The 21,750-nt window shown below is 61.2% G+C and carries 12 protein-coding genes; 10 read left to right on the plus strand and 2 right to left on the minus strand.

The genetic code is table 11. The features are described from left to right. Positions 1–211: 211 nt before the first annotated feature. Together CV102_RS20795 and CV102_RS20800 are read right to left on the minus strand one after the other, a co-directional pair. A complete protein-coding gene (locus CV102_RS20795; protein ID WP_148859943.1) occupies positions 212–1,705 on the minus strand; it encodes a class I adenylate-forming enzyme family protein in 1,494 nt (497 codons plus the stop codon). A gap of 357 nt (positions 1,706–2,062) precedes the next feature. Next, positions 2,063–2,839 carry an IclR family transcriptional regulator gene (locus CV102_RS20800; protein WP_148859944.1) on the minus strand — a complete coding sequence of 259 codons (777 nt, stop codon included), beginning with the start codon at positions 2,837–2,839 and terminating at the stop codon, positions 2,063–2,065. Positions 2,840–3,082: 243 nt separating this feature from the next. On the opposite strand from CV102_RS20800, the gene CV102_RS20805 reads away from it, so the two are divergent. The 10 genes from CV102_RS20805 (at position 3,083) to CV102_RS20850 (ending at position 21,703) form a co-directional block, all read left to right on the plus strand. Beyond that, positions 3,083–4,735 (plus strand): long-chain fatty acid--CoA ligase, encoded by a 1,653-nt coding sequence (locus CV102_RS20805; RefSeq protein WP_148859945.1) that lies wholly within the window; start codon positions 3,083–3,085, stop codon positions 4,733–4,735. A gap of 277 nt (positions 4,736–5,012) precedes the next feature. After that, positions 5,013–6,143 (plus strand): hypothetical protein, encoded by a 1,131-nt coding sequence (locus tag CV102_RS20810; RefSeq protein WP_222863721.1) that lies wholly within the window; start codon positions 5,013–5,015, stop codon positions 6,141–6,143. Then, positions 6,140–7,873: a GMC family oxidoreductase N-terminal domain-containing protein gene (locus CV102_RS20815; protein WP_148859947.1), complete on the plus strand. Its 1,734-nt coding sequence runs from the start codon at positions 6,140–6,142 to the stop codon at positions 7,871–7,873. Before CV102_RS20810 ends, CV102_RS20815 begins: the two co-directional genes overlap by 4 nt. Before the next feature lie 1,976 nt (positions 7,874–9,849). Continuing rightward, entirely contained in the window at positions 9,850–12,513 is a 2,664-nt protein-coding gene (locus CV102_RS20820) for a glycosyl hydrolase (RefSeq protein WP_148859948.1), read from the plus strand. Positions 12,514–13,133: 620 nt separating this feature from the next. Beyond that, positions 13,134–14,909, plus strand: coding sequence for an ABC transporter substrate-binding protein (locus CV102_RS20825; RefSeq protein ID WP_148859949.1), 1,776 nt, complete (start codon positions 13,134–13,136; stop codon positions 14,907–14,909). Positions 14,910–14,946: 37 nt separating this feature from the next. Further along, on the plus strand, positions 14,947–15,975 hold the full coding sequence (locus CV102_RS20830) for an ABC transporter permease (RefSeq protein ID WP_148859950.1): 1,029 nt from the start codon (positions 14,947–14,949) through the stop codon (positions 15,973–15,975). Next, the gene (locus tag CV102_RS20835) at positions 15,972–16,991 is read left to right on the plus strand and encodes an ABC transporter permease (protein ID WP_148859951.1); all 1,020 of its coding nucleotides are present in this window, start codon (positions 15,972–15,974) and stop codon (positions 16,989–16,991) included. Before CV102_RS20830 ends, CV102_RS20835 begins: the two co-directional genes overlap by 4 nt. Further along, positions 16,988–18,040, plus strand: coding sequence for an ABC transporter ATP-binding protein (locus CV102_RS26195; RefSeq protein ID WP_187433061.1), 1,053 nt, complete (start codon positions 16,988–16,990; stop codon positions 18,038–18,040). Before CV102_RS20835 ends, CV102_RS26195 begins: the two co-directional genes overlap by 4 nt. Beyond that, a complete protein-coding gene (locus tag CV102_RS26200) occupies positions 18,037–19,110 on the plus strand; it encodes an oligopeptide/dipeptide ABC transporter ATP-binding protein (protein ID WP_187433062.1) in 1,074 nt (357 codons plus the stop codon). The genes CV102_RS26195 and CV102_RS26200 overlap by 4 nt, the downstream gene beginning before the upstream one ends. A 391-nt stretch (positions 19,111–19,501) precedes the next feature. Then, positions 19,502–21,703, plus strand: a complete 2,202-nt coding sequence (locus CV102_RS20850; RefSeq protein WP_148859952.1) for a glycoside hydrolase family 3 N-terminal domain-containing protein — start codon at positions 19,502–19,504, stop codon at positions 21,701–21,703. The last annotated feature ends 47 nt before the right edge of the window (positions 21,704–21,750 follow it).

The following is a 21,750-nucleotide window of genomic DNA, read 5'->3' on the forward strand; positions in this document are numbered from 1 at the left end:
GGATATAAATCTATATCTACTAGTATCGTTACCTGTTAGACACACCGTCAGTGATCGGTGAAACGGGCTCGACCGGCTACCAGAATCGACAACCGATCTGTTCGCCGAGTCTGTAACCGTTCCGGCACATTCTTTACAATCATATTGATGTAATCGACGACGCTCTCGAGAACGGGAGTCGACCAGGGGTGACGGATCCGGACGACGCGAGTCAAAACGAGCCGCGAAGCTGGACGCGATCTATCTTTCCGGTCGCCGTTCGCGGAATGTCGTCGACGAATTCGATTCGCTGTGGGACCTCGTGGTCGTCGAGGTTCGCTCGGCATTCCGCTTTCACCCGCTCCGCGGTGAGGTCGGTGCCGTCTCGCTCGATGACCGCCGTAACGAGTGCGCCGCTCAGATCGTCGGTAACGTCGATGACTGCAGCCTCGACGACCCGATCGATCTGGTATAGCGTTTTCTCGATCTCTCGGGGGAACACGTTGGCACAGCCGGTCGTAAACATATCCTCGCGTCGGTCGACGATATGGAGGTAGCCGTCTTCGTCCAGCCAACCGATATCACCCGAGCGCAGCCATGTCGTTCCGTCCCGCTCGACGTAGCGCTGTCTCGCTCTCTGGAACTGCACGTATCCCGGTGCAACGGTGTCGCCGCGCCAGAGGAGTTCGCCGCGCTCGCCGGGGCTGACGGGCGTCCCCGTTTCGAGATCCTCGATACGGAGTTCGATCACCTCTCGGGCGGGCGGTCCGACGCTTCCCGGCTTTCGGCGTTCGCCGGTTGCCGGATTGAACGCCGCAAGTGGCGTCGTTTCGGTCATTCCGTACCCCTCCAGAACCGGACAGCCGAGGAGTCGTTCGGCATCGTCCAATCGTTCACTGGGCATCGGAGAGCCGCCGACGCCGACTCTCTCGAGAGCGGAGAGATCGTACCTGTCGGCCCGTTCGAAGCCGAGCAAGTCGATAATCATCCCCGGCGTCAAGAAGCTGTACGTCACGCGGTGCGTCTCGATGGCCGCGAGCGCCGCTTCGGGATCCCACTCCGGGAGCAGTCGGTTCTCGGCTTCGGCGACCAGCAACGGTGTCGTCGTCACGTTGAGTCCGGTTACGTGAAAACACTGACACACCGTTAGTCCGACCTCGTGGCGCGTCCACTCCATGTGCTTACGAATACCCTGCGCGTTAGCCTCGAGGTTGCCGTGGGTGTGTTGGACACCCTTCGGTCGGCCGGTCGTCCCGCTCGTAAAGAGGACTTCCGCGATCTCGTCGCTTCGACGAGGACGGAGTTCGTACTCGTCCTCGCTCTCCTCGAGCAACCGGTCGAACCGATCGCCGACGGAGCCGTCGACCGTCACCGGTGAGTCGACCGTGGTTGCGACGGCCGCCCACTGCTCGTCGGTCACGAGAACGGAGACGTCGCTGGTCTCGAGGATGTACTCGATCTGCTGGTCGCTGAACTGCGTATTGATCGGAACGGGGATCGCACCCCGTTTCATCGCCCCTAGATACGTACTGAGTAACTCGAGTCGATTCTGGAGACAGATCGCGACCCACTCACCGGGCTCGACGCCGAGTCTCTCGAGTGCGTTTGCCATCCGGTCGGTCTCCCTCGCGAGTTCTTCGTAGGTCCGGAGACCGTTTGCGTCGCCGACCGCCGGTCTGGTGGGACCGTTTCGCGCGGCGAAGTCGACGTGATTTGCGAAATTCATACTCTCTTGTTACTGTGGGCACCTATCCAATTTTCTAATCCGTTCAGATAATCCGTGCTGAAATAATCCATTGCTATAGATTTGTATATGCTATAAATTCATATACCATCCGCGGCGCTCGACGAGCTGTCCCATACTATCGAACGGCCGATGGGGACGAACGCAGGTGTCGGGGGAGGAATAAAACAATCCGAGGGAACATTCGCCCGCTTTTATTAGGCTATCGTATCCGGTACTACCACTGCCCACTTGACCGGCAGAGATGGAGGTTCGGAGGATCGGTTCTCCGGACGCCTGGAACGATCCCACATTGTCGAACAGCGTTGCACTGCCCCTCTCGTGAGCCCGCACTCGACCCTACTTCGACGATCCGAAGACGATGTCCGTCTGGATCGTGTCGGCGTGCTCTCGGACGAGCGAGACGATCTCTCCGCTCTCGACTTCCTCCGCGATCTCAGCCGTAGGGCCGTAGACAGCGATGGCACCGGACACGTGGTCGTCGGTCGTGATCGCTGCGCCGACCCCCGTACTTCCATCGATCATCTCACTCCGATCTACCGCGTACCCTTGTGTACGAACGGTCTCCAGTTCGGCGCGGAGTGCCTGCTCGTCGGTTATCGTCTGCTCGGTTCGCCCAGGAAGGCCGTAGCGGTCGATGATCGACGATCGTCGTTCAGGGGGCAGTTCTGCCAGGATCGCTTTCCCCGGTGCGTTCGTGTGGAGATGGACGCGACTGAGCGAGAGACGCCCTGTGGCTGGTGCGTAGTCGTCGTCTCTCCAGTGTGTCGCGAACAGGATTGCCCCCATCCCGTTCTCCTCGACGACCAACTGAACGTGCCCGTTCGACTCCCGTTCGAGGCGTTTGACCGTTTCGATCCCGTGAACGAACACCTCGTGAGTAGCGCGCGACTCCCGACCGATGTGAAAGTATCGTGTGCTGAGCCGGTACTTCCCGTTCGTTTTGACGACGTACCCGAGCCGCTCGAGCGTCTGGAGATGATTGTGTATCGTGCTCTTCGGGCGCTCGAGCGCCTCCGAGAGCTCGGTCACTCCCGCTTGCCCACGGTCACGAATCGCGTCGATCACTTCGTAGGACCGCTTGACCGAACTGATCGGAACGGAGGGGTCGTTCATACCCCAGTATGATCGTTCCGCTACTTAGGTTTGTTCGATAATGTGGTACGAGCCAGGGTGTCTCGGTATTCAGTCAGCTCTCGGCCGCCCGTCTCGACTGAATTCACCGAGCACCGCTCGCAGCGTTGCTGTGTGGCCGGATCCACAGCGACGATCCGCCATCTCTCGAGTCGAACCCACGAGAGCTGTAACCTATGTAATGAAAAATATAATAACTCCGCTCTGTGTCTGAACAGAGTGTACATGCCAGGCGGAACAGACCAGACACTCCGACCGTTTCTGTGGCGCGCAGCCAACCTGTATTCCGATACGGAAATCGTGTCCCGCAACCACGACGGAATGCAGCGATACACGTACAGCGAGTACGAGCAACGTACGAGTCAGCTCGCGAACGCACTCGACGAGCACGGCATCGAGGAAGGTGACCGGGTCGGGACGTTCTGCTGGAACCACTCGCGGCACTTCGAGACGTACTTCGGCGTGCCGTCGATCGGTGCCCAGCTCCACACGATCAATCCGTTGCTCCCCGACGCACATATCCAGTACATCGTCGACAACGCCGACGATCAGCTGATCTTCGTCGACCACTCGCTCGCGCCGAAGCTCGCGAGCGCGGTAGCCGACGCCGACGACGAGTTCGAGGGGGTCGATTTCGTCGTGATGGGAAGCGAGGAATCCGAACACCTCGAGGCGACTCCCTACGAGTCGTTCATCGAAGGCCAGGAGACGGAGTACGACTGGCCCGACATCGACGAGGAGCAGCCGGCGGGGATGTGTTACACCTCCGGGACGACCGGCAATCCGAAGGGCGTCGAGTACACCCAGCAGATGCTCTGGAGTCACACGATGGCGACCCTGACGCCACAGGGCATTCCGATGGCCGACGACGACGTCGTCATGCCCGTCGTGCCGATGTTCCACGTCAACGCGTGGGGAATGCCGTTCACGGCGACTGCAGGTGGATCCAAACACGTCTACCCGGGTCCGTCGCCGGAGCCCGAAGACATCGCGAACCTCATCGAAAACGAGGGCGTCACCATCAGCGCAGGTGTCCCGACCGTCTGGCTCGGGCTGATGGAGTACTGTTCGGAGCACGACGTCGATCTCTCGACGCTCGAGACGGTGATCGTCGGCGGCTCGGCCGCCCCGAAATCGATGATCGAGTGGTTCGACGACCAGGGCGTCGAGGTCCTCCACGCCTGGGGAATGACCGAGATGTCCCCGATCGGCTCGGTTTCCCACCTCAAATCCGATCTTCGGGACGCCGACTACGAGACCCAACTCGAGAAGCGCGGCAAGCAGGGGCTGATGGTTCCGGGTCTCGAGTTCAAGGTGATCGACGAGAACGGCGAGGAGATCGCCTGGGACGGCGAGGAGTTCGGTGAACTGTGGATCCGCGGTCCCTGGGTCACGAAGGAGTACTTCAAGCGACCCGAAGCCAACGAGGCAGACTTCGAGGACGGGTGGCTCAAGACGGGCGACGTGGTCACCGTCGACGAGGACGGCTACATCCAGATCGTCGATCGCGAAAAGGACGTGATCAAATCCGGCGGGGAGTGGATCTCCTCGGTCGAACTCGAGAACGCGGTGATGGCTCACGACGACGTCTCCGAAGCGGCCGTCGTCGGTGTTCCCCACGAGCGGTGGCAGGAGCGACCGGTTGCGTTCGTCGTCCCGGGAGAGGGCGTCGAGAGAGAGACGCTCGTTTCGGAGATCACCGAGATGCTCAAAGACGACTATCCCAAGTGGTGGCTTCCGGACGAGATCGAGTTCATCGAAGAGGTACCCAAGACCGCGACGGGCAAGTTCTCGAAGAAGGACATCCGCGAGGAGTACGCCGACCAGTCTCTCGTCGAGGGACAGGTTCCGGAGGATGCCGCACCGGATCAGGACTAAGTAGCTTCCCTCCGCTTTTCCCCTGTCTGGAACCTGAGCTACTGCACCCGTTGTTCTGACAGCCTCCGAAACGGTGACCGGTACGTTCAGTTCACTGACTCTAACAAGTAAAGCAAAAATAACATGAATAAATAAACAAGAAGATAAAATATTAAGTACTACGTTACTGTTTGTGTTACTGTGTTCCACGGTAGTACTCACCATGTCAGGAGATAGTCCCAACTCCGTCTCGAGACGAACAGTCATGCAGGGTCTGGGCGGTCTGGCCGCCGTATCGATGTCGGGCGCCACGGTCGCAGAGGCAGAGGAGGCACTCACCGAAGAGCTTCCGACGGACCCACACACCCGCGACACCTATCGGGCCATCGTCGACGCGATCATCCCCGAAACGCCACACCTGGAGGACGAACTCGGCCCGGAGCACGTTCCGGGCGGACTCGAGGTCGAACTCGAGAAGTTCCTCATCTGGGACTTCAACCACTTCCACGAGATTCGCCTCGAGACCCTGGCCAACACCGGCGAGATCGATCCGGTGACCGACGAAGCACCCTCGCCGGATCAGCTGGAACTGAATCTCGTTCCGGGCGAGGAGGATTCCGACCTCGATGCACTACTGGAGGTCGACGGTATCGACACCGACGTCCTCGACGCGGTGATCGACGACCTCAACGACCTACTCGCGACCCTCAGCGGCGGGCTCCTCAGCCCGTCCGACGAGATCACCAGAGAGGACGTCGAGGAGACCCTCGACTTCGGCACGGTCGAGGCGCTCGAGGTCACGATCGCCGACGCACTCGACGAGGACGAAACCGGGCCGGTCGATTTCGACGTGTTCGTCGAGACGGCCAACGAAACCAGTAACACGGTCATCCAGAACTATCCGTACGCCGAACTGTTCCCGATCGTCTTCGACATCGCCGCCACGGAGTTCATCCTTCTCGGCAAAAACGAGGACGCGGTCGAGCGCGGTAACGAGGAGTTCCCCGGTGGCGGGACGTTCGTCCAGCTTTCACGCGAAGATCGCCTGCGCTGTCTCTGGACTATCATCGACGGCGGTGCGATCGACCGCCTCGACGGGCTCCTCGAGCCGATCGTCACCGACGTCGGCATCCTCAAATTCGTCGTGATGGCCGTCAACGGGCTCCACGGCTTCGGCTACTACACGGAGTGGTCGGGCTACGAGGACACCAAGACGGCCACGCCGACGGATCGAGCGCTGAACGTGCCGCCGAGCGAGGTCCAGAGTCGCCAACAGACCGAGTATCCTGGCCCGCAGCCGGGTCACGCGGCCGACTGGCGACACGCCGTTCCCGGCGGGTTCGACGACCCCGAAGCGGACGATCTGGATCTCGACAGTGATCTCAAAGGCGACGACGTTCTCGAGGGTATCGGAGGTGATACGCCGTGAACGATCCGGACGTCGTCATCATCGGTGCCGGTGCGGACGGCCCGGCGACTGCCTCACGGCTCGCACGCCGACACGGCCTCGACGTGCTCATCCTCGAGGGCGGCGCGTGGCACGGCAACGAGAAGTGGCCGAAACCACACGCGGACGCCGGCGGGACGGTAAGTACCGATCCGGACGATCTCGACGGGAAGCTGCTCGACGAGCATTTCACCGTCAAGGAGGCCGGCGCGAACGATCCCACGTTCGGCTACCTTCGGGTCGGCCCCGCCGATCACTCCCGGGCCCCGTGGTTCCGGAACATCCCGCAGAACGCGTTCCTCTGGCAGGTGTCGGCCGTCGGCGGGACGACGACGCACTACTTCGGGAACAACCCTCGAGGGTATCCGTACGCCTTCGACGAACAGCCACACTGGCCGATCGATTACGAAGAACTCGTTCCGTACTACCAGCTCAACGAAGCGGTGACGAGCACCCAGCAGGCGCCGATGACCAACAAGGAGGAGGTGTTCATCGAGGGCGCCACGGAAGCGGGATACGACCGTCTCGACACGCTGAACGTGACCGAGACCGGCTGGCGGCCGCAGCCGAACGCGGTCGAGGACCCACCGGACGAACTCAACTCGAATTTCGACGGCTCGTTCAGCTGGGACGACGGGTTCCGCGGTGATGCACTCGCCGCGGACCACTTCCAGGGCGGACCGACGCCGGAAGACGCGCCGGTTCGAGAGAAAGCGCGGAAATCCAGCAACGTCAGCTGGGTTCCGCGGGCACTGGATACGAACACGGACGAAACCGTCGGCAACGTCGCCATCCGACCGAACGCCTACGTCACGGACATCAAAACCGACGAAGGTGCCGGCAACCTCGAGGCGACCGGGGTCGAGTTCCGAGACACCTGGTCCGGTTCGACCGTGACCGTCGAGGCGGACGTCACCGTCCTCGCAGCGGGCTGTATCGAGTCGCCGCGGCTCTGGCTCAACTCCGGTCTGCCGGACGACGGCTGGGTCGGCAAGGGGCTCACGACACACTGGTTCGACTGGATCGTCGGCGTCTACCCGGACGACGCGGTCGAAGACATCAACGGCGAGCCGAACATGGATCCGTTCGTCGGGCACAACTCCGCGGTGCGATTCGACAAACCCGGCGTCGGCGGCATGGAGGACATCGGGATGTCGCCCGGCCTCGTTTCCTTCGCCAACTACCTGTTCAGTCAGGCGGGGTACAGCTTCGACGTCGAGGTCGACCCCGACGAGCCGTGGGATAGTCGCGGCTACGTGGTTGGCGAGGAACTCAAACGCCGGATGGCGGACTATCGCAACACCAAGGCACTGCTCATCTTGACCGACGACCTGCCACGGCAGGACAACGGCGTCTCGCTGGACGATACGTTCGCCGACGAACACGGTGCGGTTCCCGAACTCAAGTGGGAGCCACACCCGGACGACGACGCGAAGCGTGACGAACTTTCGCGGATCGCTGCGCGCATTCATAAGGAGGCCGGTGCAGAGCACGTCCACCGGTGTGACTGGCCGCCGTTGTTCCTCCACATGCAGTCGTCGATGCGGATGGGCAAAGTCGTCGACGAGAACGCCGAAGCCTACAACGTCGACCGACTGTTCGTCGGCGACCACTCCGCGTTAGCCAACGGCATCGGTGGACCGAATCCAACCAACAGCGGACAAGCACTCGCCCTACGAACGGCAGATCGAATCGGAGAGCTGTACTTCTGAGGCGGACACCATTTCCTGGCGAAACGACACCAGGAACACGCCACCCCGTTTCGGATTTCGATTCGTATCTTGTTTCCAGCGCTCAGAACGGAATCTCGACGACCGAGATTTGCCACTCTCGTCTCGAACGGAGCCTGACATCGGTAGTCGTGGTTAGCGAAGCGGATCCAACCGCGTGCAGCGAGAACGGACACTTGCCCTGTCCACAGTATTCAGCTCACGACCGCAGAGTTGTTCCTTTCAAATACTGTTCGATAGACCGAGAGATTCGGCAACAGACGTTCGCGAAAGTCAAATCGCGCCATCCACCTGCGATCCACGGCCGCAGACGGGAGACGGCGTCGAACTGCGTCACGCTCGACGAGAGGATCCGGTTCCACGACCGGTGTGCAGTGGATGGTACTTCAGAGGAACACCGGTCTGAAGCGTTCAATCCCGGTAGAATCTGGTTTCAGCAGGCAAGGTCGTTTCGAGCCGTTTGGATTGCACGGACCGGTCTTGTGCCGAGGTTGATCCAGGGATCGCTAAACTGACCCTTCTCAGTCACCCAAACGTAAAAGTCCATTTTTGTCTCGTTTCCCGGGAACGATAGCGACGGTACTGCCGTGTTCCCCGTTGCTGCCGTACAAGGACCCGATTCGACATCACAGCACTACCGACTCTGCCGCTTCGCCACCGTCCTCGGAGATCGAATCGTCACCGATACCTATTCGATCGGATACGATGGCATACGTGTTTCTTTGTAAATCCATTTCGACGTCTTGCTCTCGCCGCGTCATACTACACGGGAAACTATTCGCTCCGACGAGGAACGACACTCACGAGAGAAGCACACTCTTCGGTTACAGTAGTATGGGCGTAAATCCCGTCTCGAAAATCTGCCAGCCAACACGGACTGATAGCGTTGGTCGTATCGTCTCGTCGAATTCCTGCCGACGTTGCTTACCCGGGACTGCTGTGTCGCCGGAACGGCGCGGTCATCAGCACCGATCGCATCTCGAAAAGTTAGAACGTGTCTGGTCGCGCTTCACCCCAAACTGTGAGGGGGTTCGTTTCGGCAAGTACTCACATCACGACTGATCGTGGATCGATCGAGGCGGACGGAATCTGAAAGCGTAGTTGGAATCTCCGGACTTCGTGTCGTCCACTCCAGTTACGTTCCACGATGATCGCCTCATGGGGGCACGAGATACCGAGTGTCCGTGGGCGGAACTCGATCGACGAGACTGTTGACAGCCACTTATTTACAAATGTATGTCCGTAATACGCCACCGCACGACCGCAGCCGGTCGTCAGTTTCAAAATAGCTACGCTCGAGAATATACTGGATTCGATCACAAATTCCAGCAGATACCACAGTCCGCCCAAAACCCCATTCTGTGGCCGTTTAGAACCGAATTCGTCGAAGCCATTACCATCAAAGAAGAGTAGTGAAGATGGTCTTCTAACCAGTATAGTAATACCAGCATTTTGTTTGTTACTTCCGTTCCAATCAAATTCCTGAATGTTTGTCGTAGCGCCTGTTGCTTGTTTGTGATTCGATACAGTGTGTATATACAAGCCAGAATAGTTTGATAAACTATATGATGTGTATGTCGCTGTCGAACGCATGGTCACGTCGATGCCATAGCTCTCAGTCGAATCAGGATCGTCGAACGCCCACCCAGTTGCACCCCAAACCCCTCGTCGGGCGTCCCAACTCTCGGTAACGACGCTCCGCTCGCCCGGGAGAGAATCGATTTTTTGGTGGACGAGAACGTTCTCGTTCCATCGTGCGTGAACGGTAACAAGGGTCCACTTTCACCATAATATTAATAAACAATGGTGGTGAACGAACTGCGTGTCACGTTACCGCTTGACGAGCTAGTCGGTATAGCCGCGTGAATCACGCCTCGGAACCGGATACCTTCGAGTACCGGCACGGGGGCGATTCCAGACCACTCGCCACCCGGTGCGTGACAAGATACACTCGAGACATGACACGAAACGATACCAATTTCGGACCGATCGATCTCTCACGTCGAACGTTCGTCGCGGCGGCTGCACTGGCGGGCGGTTTCGGTGGAACGGCCCAGACGACCGCCGAAGCCTCGGATCACGATACCGTGGAGGTCGGGAATGGGAGTTACACGACGACGCTTCCCGATGGGATGGAAGAACCACCGGAGACGATCTCCGTAACGTCGAGCGTGGAGAGTCCCATCAACTCGAACGACTGGTGGAGTAGCCTCCTGTGGGAGGAGTTCTCCGAGAACCTGTTCGTTCACCCGCTGTACGCCGACGCGTCCGAGAACGGACTCGACGTCGGCTTCCCGACGGAGTGGACGTTCGAACGGGACCAGTCGATGAACCACGCCGTCGCGATGATGGATCTGGAAACAGATCTCACCATCGGACACACGGGCGGGACGTTCGACGACGCGCGGGTCGACGGCTGGGGTGACTGGTCGGTGAGTACCGTCTGGGGGGACGGAACGTCGACCACGCTGCGCGCGACGATGGCGCAGGGGTCGCCGTTCGTCTACTGTGAGTTCGACGGGGGAGACGCCGAACTGTCGTTCCCGAGCACGCCCGACGTCGACGAGGAGGGGAACGTCCTCCTGGTCGAGAGCAACGGAACCCACTACGGCGTGTTCGCTCCCGAGGGGGCGACGTGGGACGGGATCGGCACCGACACGCTGACGAGCGACCTCGACGGGGAGGGCTACCTCTCGGTGGCGCTCCTCCCCGACGGCTCCGACGACGCCCTGTCGACGTACGGCGACTACGCGTACAACCGGATCGTCGATACCCGCGTCGACTGGACCTACGACGAGGACGAGTCGATCGTCGAGTCGACCTTCACGTTCGAAACCAAGAACCGACCCGAGAGCGGTGCCGACGGCGTCCTCACGACGCTGTACCCCCACCAGTGGAAGTACAGCGACGCGTCGACCGAGAGCTGGAGTTTCACCACGCAGCGCGGCGAACAGCGCGTGTACACCGGCTCGTCCGTCTCGGTCACCTACGAGTATCGCGGCATGCTGCCGTACCTCCCCGACGTAGGGAACTGCGATCCGGACGAACTCGAAGCGTACGTCCAGGAGGTCGCCGACGAGGACGAGTTGATCCGGCCCGGCCAGGAGGACGACGGCGACGACACGTACTGGACGGGCAAGAACTTCGAGCGACTCGTTCAGTTGCTCCCGATCGCCGACGCCGTGGACGCGGACGACGCTCGCGATCGATTCGGTGGCGCGTTGCGCGACGAACTCGAGATCTGGCTCGACGCGACGGTCTCGGGCGATACCGATTCGCCGGACGTGTTCTACTACAACGACGTCTGGCGCACGCTCCTGGGGTACCACGATAGTCACGGCTCCGCGAGCGAACTCAACGACCACCACTTCCACTACGGCTACTACGTGAAGGCGGCGGCAGCGATCGCACGGACGGATCCCGAGTGGGCCGACCTCGACAACTGGGGCGGCATGGTCGAGCACCTGATTCGTGACTACGCGGGCTTCGATCGGAACGACGGCGAGTATCCGTTCCTCAGGAACCACGATCCCTACGCCGGCCACTCGTGGGCGAGCGGCACCGCGCTGTTCGACGAGGGGAACAATCAGGAGTCGTCCTCGGAGTCGTTGAACGCGTACGCCGCGATGATCGAGTGGGGCGAGTACACCGGCAACACCGAACTCAGGGACGCGGGCGTCTTCCTGTACACGACGGAACTCCACGCTATCCACGAGTACTGGTTCGACGTCGATGGCGACAGTCATCCCCCCGAATGGGACCACGACTATTCGTCGAACGTCTGGGGGAACGGGTACTGGTACAAGACGTGGTGGACGCTCGACGTCGAGGCGATCCACGGGATCAACTTCCTTCCCCTCGACGGCTACTCGCAGCATCTCGGCTGGGACGACGATCATGCCGAGACAAACTACCAGGAACTCGTCGAGAACCGAGGTGGCGACGACTTCGATTACTATCCCGACCTCATGTGGATGTTCCGCGCGTTCTCGGACAGCCAGGACGCCCTCGGCCTCTGGGAGGCGAACAAGGACGACTACGACGTCGAGTTCGGTATGTCCCGGGCCCAGACGTACTACTGGCTCACCGCGCTCGACGCGATCGGTTCGCCGGAGCCGTCGATCACCGCCGATCACTCGCTGTACACCGTGTTCAGCACCGACGATGGAACGGTGACCTACGCGGCGTACAACCCGACCGATTCCTCGATCACCGTCTCGTTCTCCGACGGGACGTCGCTCGAGGCGCAGGCGAACTCGATGGCGGTTACTACGGGCGGTGACGGTAGCGACGAGGACGACGAAGACGATGGCGACGACGAATCGGCACCGAGTATCGACCAGTTCGACGTCACGGAGACGAGCACCGGTCCGTGGACTCGATTTGCCGTCGAGTGGGCCGTCTCCGATCCGGACGGGAAGCTGGACCTCGTGGAGGTCGAGATGATCGACGGCAGCGGGACAGTGGTCGACTCGGCGTCGACGGACGTGAGTGGAGACAGCGCCTCGGGAGAGGATTCCGTTCGTGAACGAGACGGTGTGTCCGAGTACGACATAGCGTGTATCGTCTCGGACGAAAACGGAAACACCAGTTCCGAAACGAAGACCGTGACTGCGTCCTGAGCGCCACTTTCTCACAGGTAGTCTCGGGGTCGGTTTCGGCTCGCCCCGGTCCATTGTTCGCTTCCCTCCCATCGTTGTGAGCGATCCGGAGCCGCTTCACGAACGGGTGTTGGGGGATGTCACTCGCTCTTCGCGTTTGCTCACGTGACCTTTCTCGACTCGGTCCCCACCCCGGCATCGTTCGCTCATCGGAGATTCGGTCATCCTCGAGTGACAGTCACGACGGAATCGTCCTCGGCCAACCGGACCGCCACCGTATCGAGGCAAATGGATACGGACGGACGCGGCGCTGGCTGCGCGTCCCGTCGATCGAGACGGCTGGATTCGCACCGAAAACGCCGCAAGCACGACCGTAGCACTCGTGGAAATTCCTCCTCCGAAAAGGTAACAAATATTGTTTTGTATTCCCCTATCAATAAGAATGCTGTCATATGTGGCTCCTTACCTCTCTCGATTTTCTGTCAACGGCGCCAGATCGGACAATGGTACTATTTCGAACATGAGGTCAGATCGCCGTGAAGGGCTCAAAGTGGCACACTCGAGGTTATCAGGCAGATCAGTTGGCAGAGCCATCTCCGTAAGGTAATTATAAATACTATTACCACACACGTCGTGATGTCATGCTAGATGATAGTGAGCACGAGACGTGTGACTCGAAATCGTGGAGGCGACGGAACGTTCTTCAGGCGGCTGGCCTGGCCGGCGTGACCGGACTCGCAGGCTGTATCGGCGGCGAGACTGACGACGACGGCGATACCGACGACTCGGCGTTCGTGACCCCCGAGGTCGTTCCGCCGGAGAACATGCAGTTCAACTCGTACAACGACAACAACTACCCGTGGAGAGCGGGGCTAATTCTCTTCGACGATTTTGTGTACTTCGAAAAACTCGAGAACACGTTCCAGCCCGGGATCGTCACCGACTGGACCGTGACCGAAACGGACGCCACGCTCGATGTCCGGGAGAACGTTCCGTGGCACGACGGCGGTGAGGTGACCGCCGACGACGTCGTACGGAAGCTCAAGATCGAAATCTACGATGGAAGTAATCTCGGCAACTACGTCGACGTCGGCGGAATCGACGCTACCGACGATTACACCGTCGAACTCGCGTTCGATCAGCCGCTCGCCGAGGACATGTTCCTGAACTTCTTGATGGAGATATCCCTCGACACGCCGGAATCGCACTACCAGGAGTTCCTGGAGGACTTCGAGGACGGCGGCGAGGGCGAAAACAGTGCGGGTGAAATGCTCGGGGAGTACACGATCGACGAACCGATCGGGAGCGGACCGTTCGCCTTCGATGGAACCGCGGAGCAGGAACTCCACCTCGAGCGGTTCGACGACCATCCCGACGCGGACGACATCAATTTCACGGGGTACCACTTCCGGTTCCTGGATACCAACGAGGCCCGCTGGCAAGAAATCGAATCGGGCCAGATCGATGGGCTGCACACCGTGTTCACCCCTCCGAACATCGTCGAGGGCTTCCCGGATCACATCGAGGAGTTCCGGATCGAGGCTAACTACGGGATGGGGATCATGTGGAATCACGATCACGAACACTTCGGACAGCGCGAGGTCCGCCAGGCGATCGCCCACGTCATCGATCGCGAGGAGACTGCACAGAACGCAGGGCCGGACACCGAAGCACCGGTGGGGATACCAAGTGGCGTTCTCAGCAACCACGACGGCAGTGCCGAAGAGTGGCTGGGAGAGTACGCCGACGAGTTCAACGAGTACGAGACGGACACCGATCGTGCAGCCGAACTCCTCGAGAGTGCAGGCTTCCAGCGCGACGACGGGACGTGGTACGACGAGAACGGAGACGTTCTCGAGTTCCAGGTGAAGGCACCCGGGGGATACAGCGACTGGGTCGACGGCATACAGACGTTCAATCAGCACCTCAACGACTTCGGCATCGAAGCGGAGTTCCTCGCTCGAGACGAAGCCGCCTACTGGGGGCAGGACATCTACGGTGACGAAGGGTTCGACGTCGCACTCCACGAGTGGGCGAACGTCCAGCGTCACCCCTACTTCAGCCTCGAGTGGCTCCTCGACAGCGGGGACAACGAGAACGTCCGGAACTACGACGCCAGCGAGATCGAATTACCGCCGCTCGGCGAGGAGAGCGGATCGGAGCGGTACGTCCCGGCGGACGATCTGGAGGAACTCGCGCTGGCCGACGGCACGGACGAAGAGCGAACGCACGTCCAGCGACTGGCGTGGGCCGTCAACCAGGACCTCGTGATGTTGCCCATTATGGAGAAACAAGACCAGTCGTTCATCGCGACGGAGCGTTTCGACGCGGTCTCTCCCGACGACCCGGATGCACACGTGGACTTCCCGACGACGTACCTCGTTCGACAGGGGAAGCTGACTGCAAAATCAGAATGATGTCGTCAGAGAACGCACCCAAGAGACCGACGTAAACATGCGACGGTACTACTTCGAACGGACGGCTCAGCTGGTGTTCACCGTCCTCGCAGTGATGACGCTGACGTTCTTCCTGGTTCGACTGTTGCCCGGCGGGCCGGCGGACGCGCTCCGTGCGAACCTCATTCGGAACAATCCGGAGATGACCGCCGACCAGATCGACCGGCGGGTCGAGGCGCAACTCAACATCATGCCCGACGATCCACTCCACGTCCAGTATCTCACGTACATCACCGAGTTGCTGCAGGGAGATATGGGGCAGTCACTTTCACAGGGTGCTCCGGTCACCGACGTGATCGCGAGTGCAGCACCGTGGACGATATTCACCGTCGGAACGGCGGTCGCCATCGCGTTCGTCATCGGCATCTCCATGGGTGCCCTGATGGCATACCGTGAGGGAAGCAGATTCGATAGCGGAGCGACGATTACGTCGGTCCTGTTGAACTCGGTTCCGGACTACATCTACGGAATTATCTTCCTGTGGATTCTCGGCTACCAGCTCGACATCTTTCCGACCGGTGGACGGTACTCGAGTTCGACCGAGCCGACGATCAACCTCCTTACGCCGATTCAGACACTCGCGTTCGTCGGCGACGTCCTCTGGCACGCAGCGCTGCTGATCAGCGCCATCGTGCTGGTCGCCTGGGGCGGCTGGGCGCTCGGAATGCGCGGGAACAGCGTGCAGGTTCTCGGCGAAGACTATCTTCGAGTTGCCCGTCTTCGTGGGCTCCCACAACGGCACATCGCCTTCCGGTACGTCGGGCGAAACGCCGTCCTTCCGATGTACACGTCGATGCTGATCACGATCGGCTTCCTGCTCGGCGGTTCGATCATCCTGGAACAGGTGTTTAGCTATCCCGGGATGGGGTACTATATGATCGAGGCCCTCGAGCGGCGTGATTACCCCCTGATGATGGGAGTGTTCCTGGTCATCACGATCACGGTCGCGATCGGCGTCTACGTTGCAGACCTCACTTACGGACTGATCGACCCACGTGCTCGCGTCGATGGAGGTGGTTCGTCGTGAGCAGTCGAACGGAGTCAGTCGATGTACTCGAGAGCGACAAGGCGCTCGAGACAGTCGCCGACGAGACGCTGACGAGACGAGATCGATGGGAACTCGCGATCGAACGCAGCGTTCTCGCACCGGCGCGAATCGTGTGGTCGGACCTGCGAGCGCGGGTGGGAATCGCGATCCTCTCCGGGTTCGTCGCGATGGCAATCGTCGGCACACGAGTGATCGACGAACCTCGCACCGGCGAAGGTGATCGCCTCGAGCCTGCGTTTCAGAGCTTGGCGCACCCCCTGGGAACCGACAGCGTCGGACGTGACGTCCTCGGACAGATCGTCCACGCGACGCCGAACATGCTGTTGATGATCCTCGCGGGGGGCGTGTTCACGACCGTGATGGCAACTACGGTGGGGACGACCTCCGGCTACCTGGGCGGACGTGCCGATCGGTTGATCATGTCCGTCACGGATATCGTGATGACGATACCTGGATTGCCGCTCGTCGTCATCCTGGCGGCGGCCCTGTCGCCGCAAAATCCGCTGGTGATCGGTGTGATCCTCACGATCAACGCGTGGGCGGGACTCGCCCGCGCGATTCGTTCGCAGGTGCTCACGATCCGAAAGAACGCGTACGTCGAGGCGTCGAAGGCGATGGGAATCTCGACGCCATCGGTAGTCAGACGAGATATCCTTCCGAACATCATGCCGTACGTCCTGATCAACTTCGTCGAAGCGGCACGCAACGTTATCTTCGCTTCCGTCGGGTTGTACTTCATCGGCGTACTGCCCTACGATAGCGTCGTCAACTGGGGTGTGATGATCGATCTAGCGTACCAGGGCGGTGCGCTGCAGTCGATGGCCGCGACACACTGGCTGCTCGCACCCTTGCTCACGATCACCCTGCTCTCGTTTGGCCTGATCATGTTCGCACAGGGAACTGATAGAATGTTCAATCCACGAGTTCGAGCCCGACACACGACGTCGAACGATGGAACCGACTCCACGGCATCGCCGACAGGTGATCGCCGATGAGCAAACAGGACGGAATCGCGACCGCGGCCGAAGACTCCGACGTCGACCCGATCCTCCGTATTCGGGATCTCACGGTTCGGTTCGAGATGGACCGCGGGACGTCGAGAGTACTCAACGGAGTCGACCTCGACATCCGACGGAACGAGATCATCGGTATCGTCGGTGAATCCGGCTCCGGGAAATCGATGCTCGCGTCCGCGCTACTCGACGCCGTCGTCGCTCCCGGTATTACCGACGGAGAAATCACCTATCACCCTCCAACTGACGAACCGATCGACGTGCTCGATCTCTCCGAGGAAGCGCGTCGGCAGTTCCGCTGGGAGGAGATTTCGATGGTGTTCCAGGGTGCACTCTCGTCGTTCAACCCGACGATGGACATCCGCGGGCACTTCGAGGAAACCCTCGAGGCACACGGCTATCCGATCGGGCCTGGGATAGACCGTGCGGCCGAACTCCTCAACGATCTCTACCTCGATCCGGATCGGGTTCTGGAGTCGTATCCGCACGAACTGTCCGGCGGAATGAAACAACGTGCACTGATCGCGCTCGCGCTCGTCCTCGAACCGGAGGTGCTCGTGATGGACGAGCCGACGGCGGCGCTGGACCTGCTCATGCAGCGGTCGATCGTGAGTCTGCTCGCGGACATCCGCGACAAGCACGACCTGACCATGGTGTTCATCACGCACGACCTGCCGCTCGTGACCAAACTCGCCGATCGGATCGGCGTCCTCTACGCGTTCGAGTTCGTGGAGGTCGGGGAGACCGAAGCGATCCTTCGAGATCCGGCCCACCCCTACACGCGAGCGCTGTTGAACGCGACACCCAATCTCGACGCCCCACTCGAGGAGATGCGCCCGATCGACGGCTCCGCACCCGACCCGGTGAACGTCCCGTCTGGCTGTGCCTATCACAGCCGGTGTCCGCTGGCGACCGACGACTGCGAACGCGAGCAGCCGCGGATGGAATCCGTGACGGGCAGCCACGACGTCGCCTGCCACCACTGGACCGAGGTCGACGAAATTCCGCTGACGAACGAGGTGGACCGATGAGCGCGGACGAGACGGTCGTCTCGCTTTCCGGTGTCGACGTCCACTTCGAGACCGACAGTGGGATCAACCCGTTCGCCGACCCCGAAACGGTTCGCGCCGTCGACGACATCGACCTCGAAATCGCCGAAAACGACGTCGTCGCGATCGTCGGCGAATCCGGAAGCGGAAAGACGACGCTCGGCAAGACCGCCGTTGGACTCCAGAAACCGACCGGCGGAACCGTCAGCTACCGTGGACAGGATATCTCGGAGGCACGCAACTGGTTCTCGAAGCCGGAGATCCCGTTCTCCGAGATTCGCAGATCGCTCCAGATCATTCACCAGGATCCGGAATCGTCGTTGAATCCACACAAGTCGGTTCGATCGTCGCTCGAGCAACCACTCAAGAAGTGGCAGACGGACCTCGGGCCGGAAGACCGTGAGGCGCGCATCCTCGCGATGCTCGAGCGAGTCGGCATGTCGCCGCCACACGACTACGCACAGCGGTATCCACACCAGCTCTCGGGCGGCGAAACACAGCGCGTTGCGCTCGTCCGCGCGCTGTTGATGAATCCGGACCTCATCCTCGCCGACGAGGCGGTGTCGGCGCTCGACGTCTCCTTGCGCGTGGAGATGATGGACCTCATGCTCGACTTACAGGACTCGTTCGATACGTCGTTTCTGTTCATCAGTCACGACCTCTCGAACGCACGGTACGTCGCGGAGCACGCCGGTGGCCGCCTCGGCGTGATGTATCTCGGCGAACTCGTCGAGATCGGTCCCGTCGAGGAGGTCCTGCAGAATCCACAACACCCCTACACGAAGGTGTTGAAGTGGGCGACGCCGTCGCTCGAAATCGGCGACAGCACGGAGCCACCGATTCGCGAAATCGACATTCCTGATCCCGTGAATCCGCCGTCGGCCTGTCGGTTCCACACGCGGTGCCCGAACGCAACAACGTACTGCCAGGAGACGGCACCCGAACCGCTGTCGACCGACGGGAGCGATCGCCGGACTGCGTGTCACCGTGTCGACGAGGAGAGCGAGTACTGGCAGCGCAGTCCACTCGAGGGGGCACGGCTGGATCGATGACCGACTTCCGCTGGAGACTCATTCCGGGTCGACCGTCGAGACGCGCACTCACTGGATCGAATCGGGAACACACTATAGTACCAACTGCAACGATTGACACACCCATCGCACTGTCCGCAGCTCTCGCTTGCGTCGCTCACGGGTCGCGTTCGCTCCCCGTTCGCGTTCCGCGGTTCTCACTCACTTCGTTCGCTCACGGGTCGTCCCTCCCCGTTCGCGTTCCGCGGTTCTCACTCACTTCGTTCGCTCCGAACCGCGCTCGTTCCGAACCGCGCTCGCTCCGAACCGCGCTCCCGTCGTGCGATCAGTGCATTGATTTGCAGCGGCTACTATAACAAAACCGAAAAGAGAGAGACGTTACAGATAGAACGGAATCACACGACCATACCAAATGAAATCACACGAACACACCAAACCGAACAGGAACGCAATCGCCGTCGAAGACCGACTCGAGCAGTTGAGTCTCCGCGAGAAAGCAGCACAGCTAGCGGGGACGTACGTCGGAACGATGGGGGAGACGAGAACGGTCGAAGACGTCGTGGAACTGATCCGCGAGTACGGAATTGGCTTCGCAACACCGTTCGGATACGGTGCCTCGCCGATCAGGGATCCGATCGAAGCTGCGAAGACGGTCAACGAACTCCAGCGGACGGCGGTCGAAGAGACCAGCCACGGCATTCCGTTGCTCGTTCCCGTCGACGCGATCCACGGGAACGCCTACATCGAGACGGCAACGATCCTCCCGCACAACATCGGGCTTTCGGCGACACGAAACCGGAACCTCGCCGCCCGCGCGGGCACGGTGACCGCACGCGAGGTCGCAGCCACCGGCGGGAAAATCACCTACGGACCGACCTGTGACGTCGCACGCGATCCCCGGTGGGGAAGAACGTTCGAGAGCTTCGGCGAGTCGGCGTCCCTCTGTGGCGAACTCGCCGCGGCGAAGGTCCGCGGTGTCGCGGCGGCCGAGGAGCCCGTTGCGACGATGGCGAAACACTTCCCCGCCTACGGCGAACCGGTTCGCGGCGAGGACGCGTCGCCCGTCGACAGATCGGTCTCGTCGATCCGACGGGACTTCCTTCGCGCGTTCGAACCGGCACTCGACGCCGGCGTCGACGCGATCATGCCGAGTTACAACTCGATCAACGGCGTTCCCTCCCACGCGTCGACTCACTACATACGCGAGGTTCTCCGGGACGAACTCGGTTTCGAGGGCTACGTCGCCTCCGACTGGAACGGCATCGGGATGCTCCACGAGAGTCACGGGGTGGCGGGGAGTCCCCGTGAATCGATCAAGGCCTCGCTCGAGGCGGGCGTCGACGTCCACTCGCTGGGTGAAGGTGCCCACGTCGAACACGTCGTCGATCTCGTCGAATCCGGTGAGATTGACGAGACGGTCGTCGACGACTGCGTCCGTCGCGTACTGACGATCAAACACGAACTCGGACTGTTCGACGATCCGTACGTCGATCTCGAGCGAGTGGAGTCGACGCTCGGCAGCGACGCGCACGGCCAACTCGCCCTCGAGGTGGCTCGGCAGTCGATGACGCTCGTAGAGAACGACGACGACGTACTCCCGTTCACGACCGATCTCGACGAGGTACTCGTTACCGGCCCGAACGCCGACGAACTCTCGCATCAGGTCGGTGGGTGGAGTCTCAAGCCCGAGGACGGATTGGAGGGAACGACGGTCCGCGACGGGATCGAATCCGTCGTGTCGGACGAGACGACGGTGACGTACGAACCGGGTTCCGGGATCAGCGAACCCGACGACATCGAGGCGGCTACCGCCGCAGCGGCGGACGCTGACGCTGCCGTCGTCGTCCTCGGTGAGAACTGGTATCTCCACGAGTTCGGCCCACAGGACGTCACCGGCCCCACCGAGGGGTTCCCGAATCGGACTGACCTCTCGTTGCCGTCCGCCCAGCGCACGCTGCTCGAGTCGGTCGTCGAGACCGGGACGCCAACCGCGCTCGTGATGATCTCCGGTCGGCCGCTCGCGATACCGTGGGCTGCCGAGAACGTTCCGGCGATCCTCCAGGCGTACTATCCCGGCAGCGACGGCGGGCTGGCGGTCGCCGAAACCCTGTTCGGGCTCGTCAATCCGAGCGGGTCGCTCCCGATCTCGGTCCCCCGATCGACGGGTCATCTGCCGGTTCGGCACAACTACCTCCCGGGCCCGCACCCGATCGGAGAGGAAGAGCACCAGTCCTCGTACGATCCGCTGTGGCCGTTCGGACACGGACTCTCCTACACCGACTTCGAGTATCGCACGCTCGAGATCGATCGCGACAGTGTCAGCGGTGGCGACACGGTCACCGTCGACGTCTCCATCGCGAACGTCGGCGATCGAGCGGGAGCCACCGCGGTCCACGTCTTCGCGAGTCGACCGGTTAGTTCGGTCGTCACGCCGGACAGCGAACTGGTCGGCTTCGAACGCGTCTCGCTCGAGGCCGGCGAGGAACGAACGGTCTCGATCGAGATCGCTGCCGACGCGTTCGCCGTCGTCAGACCGACCGGTGAATCCGTCCTCGAGAGCGGCACCGTCGACCTCTCCTGTGGGGGTCTCACCGAGTCCCTCGACGTCGAGTAGTCCCTCTGGACTCGAGATTCCCGTTCGCTCGTGAAGTCGCGACGCCC

This window comes from Natronococcus pandeyae (assembly GCF_008122205.1).
Lineage (GTDB): Archaea > Halobacteriota > Halobacteria > Halobacteriales > Natrialbaceae > Natronococcus > Natronococcus pandeyae.

What these genes read in the sequence shown, in the direction of transcription:
- CV102_RS20795 (WP_148859943.1), bottom strand. Translation starts at nt 1,705, where the DNA reads ATGAATTTCGCAAATCACGTCGACTTCGCCGCGCGAAACGGTCCCACC.
- CV102_RS20800 (WP_148859944.1), bottom strand. Translation starts at nt 2,839, where the DNA reads ATGAACGACCCCTCCGTTCCGATCAGTTCGGTCAAGCGGTCCTACGAA.
- CV102_RS20805 (WP_148859945.1), top strand. Translation starts at nt 3,083, where the DNA reads ATGCCAGGCGGAACAGACCAGACACTCCGACCGTTTCTGTGGCGCGCA.
- CV102_RS20810 (WP_222863721.1), top strand. Translation starts at nt 5,013, where the DNA reads ATGTCGGGCGCCACGGTCGCAGAGGCAGAGGAGGCACTCACCGAAGAG.
- CV102_RS20820 (WP_148859948.1), top strand. Translation starts at nt 9,850, where the DNA reads ATGACACGAAACGATACCAATTTCGGACCGATCGATCTCTCACGTCGA.
- CV102_RS20825 (WP_148859949.1), top strand. Translation starts at nt 13,134, where the DNA reads ATGCTAGATGATAGTGAGCACGAGACGTGTGACTCGAAATCGTGGAGG.
- CV102_RS20830 (WP_148859950.1), top strand. Translation starts at nt 14,947, where the DNA reads ATGCGACGGTACTACTTCGAACGGACGGCTCAGCTGGTGTTCACCGTC.
- CV102_RS26195 (WP_187433061.1), top strand. Translation starts at nt 16,988, where the DNA reads ATGAGCAAACAGGACGGAATCGCGACCGCGGCCGAAGACTCCGACGTC.
- CV102_RS26200 (WP_187433062.1), top strand. Translation starts at nt 18,037, where the DNA reads ATGAGCGCGGACGAGACGGTCGTCTCGCTTTCCGGTGTCGACGTCCAC.
- CV102_RS20850 (WP_148859952.1), top strand. Translation starts at nt 19,502, where the DNA reads ATGAAATCACACGAACACACCAAACCGAACAGGAACGCAATCGCCGTC.